The sequence below is a fragment of the Bartonella sp. AA89HNZF genome (assembly GCF_042196905.1).
GTDB lineage: Bacteria > Pseudomonadota > Alphaproteobacteria > Rhizobiales > Rhizobiaceae > Bartonella.
The window spans coordinates 1-1,599 of the sequence record NZ_JBHIRD010000066.1; the positions used below are offsets into that span (position 1 = coordinate 1).

Consider the following 1,599-nt stretch of genomic DNA (forward strand, 5'->3'; position numbering starts at 1 on the left):
GGTGTCGGGAAAAACATTGCCAAAAATGTCTTAGATCATTCAAAAGCTAAAGATTCAGAGGAAGGATATACCAAATCTGCTATCAGCAATGGCACTATCGTCATTACTGATGAAGCAGGGCAGAAGGCGTTGACAGGACAAGATGTTGAGCAAGCCATAGCCTCCCTTAATCGGGATACTGCTAGCGCCCATAAGGGTGTACAACAGCTCGATGTAGGCAAGCTGGAACAAATCGTCCATGAAAACCGTGAAATGGTAACGCAACTCTTAGAAGAGGGGTTTAAATACAGCGATGATTCCTATAAAACCATGTTTATCAAAGAGCACCCCATCGCCGTGGTCGACCGTGATGAAAAGGGTAATATAATCTATAAAATAGATGCAAATGGGGTACCTATAAGAGATGCTCGTGGACAAAATATTCCTAAGTTCCATTATTTAACGGATGAAGAAAAGCAGCATTTGCAAGAAGGCTCTGATGGCAAAGTGCATGTGTCCTTTAATGGCATCTTTACACCACCAGAGGAAGCTGCTGTTTATGCAGAGCAACATGCGGAGAATAAAAATGAACCGCTTTATTTTGTTGTGTTCCCAGAAGCCGATTCTGCTATCTCAGAACTTCTGGTCGCGGGCTATCAGAAGTTTATGGAAAATAACTTTTGGGGTTTGACCAATTCAACACAAGAAGCAAAAGATTTGATGTATAGCTATGGTCTTACAGGATTAGAACTTTATGGACATAGTCGCGGGACAATGACATTGGGGAATATGCTGAATTCTTTCAAACAAGAAGGTGTTCACGGTATAGCCAACGAAAACACGACTATCAATCTCTATGGACCAGCCTTTAATGTTTTAGTTGCATCCGGTCTGTTAGGTTATGTGAGTGATGGCAAACAAACCACTGTTGGTTTTGATGGTCATAGATACGACTTTGTCAGCAGAATTATTGGCGGCAATGGCTATACTTACGAGACAATACCTGCTGGTAGTAATTGGTGGAAAGAAACATGGAACATGTTCACAAATCCTTACAATCCCCATACTTGTCTTGGAGATGCGGGGCGTATGTGCAGCATACTTTACGGTTCATCTCATTTAGAACAAAAACCTTGAATTAAATCATGGAGAAAAAAATGAAACAAACTTTAAAATTATTAAGCGCTATAACTTTGTTAAGTATAGCTGGATGTCAGTTTAATAAAACTCCCCCAGGAGATGTGGCGGCGTGGAAAAAGCCAGGAGCAGGTTTTACAGAGGTAGGAAAAGCCTTGTTAGAATGCGGTCTGCCAAGCCTTATTAATGCTGATACAGAAAATAGAAAGCTCAGCTACAATGCAAATGCAACCATTGATGCTTGCATGCTCCAAGCGGGATTTCGCTATAAATATGATGTGGGAGGGGGGTGGTGTGGAAATCATAAAGCTGAAAACCTCCCCATTTGTCGTCCAGGCGCTGTCATCCCACAGAGAAGTGTCAAGAAGCGCTTAAACAGCCCTTATTGTAAAAAATATAAAAATGCACCTGAATGCAAACCTTAAGTTTTGTTTGTGATGACCGACAATCCCCACACTCACGTTTTTACATGCCTGTGCGGGA

The 1,599-nt window shown here is 41.7% G+C and carries 2 protein-coding genes; both read left to right on the forward strand.

Annotated features, from left to right (window positions below; translation table 11 throughout):
• The coding region (locus tag ACFIN0_RS09665; RefSeq protein WP_375702445.1) for a filamentous hemagglutinin at positions 1 to 1,116 on the forward strand (1,116 nt) is incomplete at its 5' end.
• 20 nt (positions 1,117 to 1,136) lie between these two features.
• Positions 1,137 to 1,541 (forward strand): hypothetical protein, encoded by a 405-nt coding sequence (locus ACFIN0_RS09670; RefSeq protein WP_375702446.1) that lies wholly within the window; start codon positions 1,137 to 1,139, stop codon positions 1,539 to 1,541.
• The last annotated feature ends 58 nt before the right edge of the window (positions 1,542 to 1,599 follow it).

Bases quoted from the DNA above. Each gene is read 5' to 3' on its own strand.
- ACFIN0_RS09670 (WP_375702446.1), top strand. From the start codon at position 1,137: ATGAAACAAACTTTAAAATTATTAAGCGCTATAACTTTGTTAAGTATA.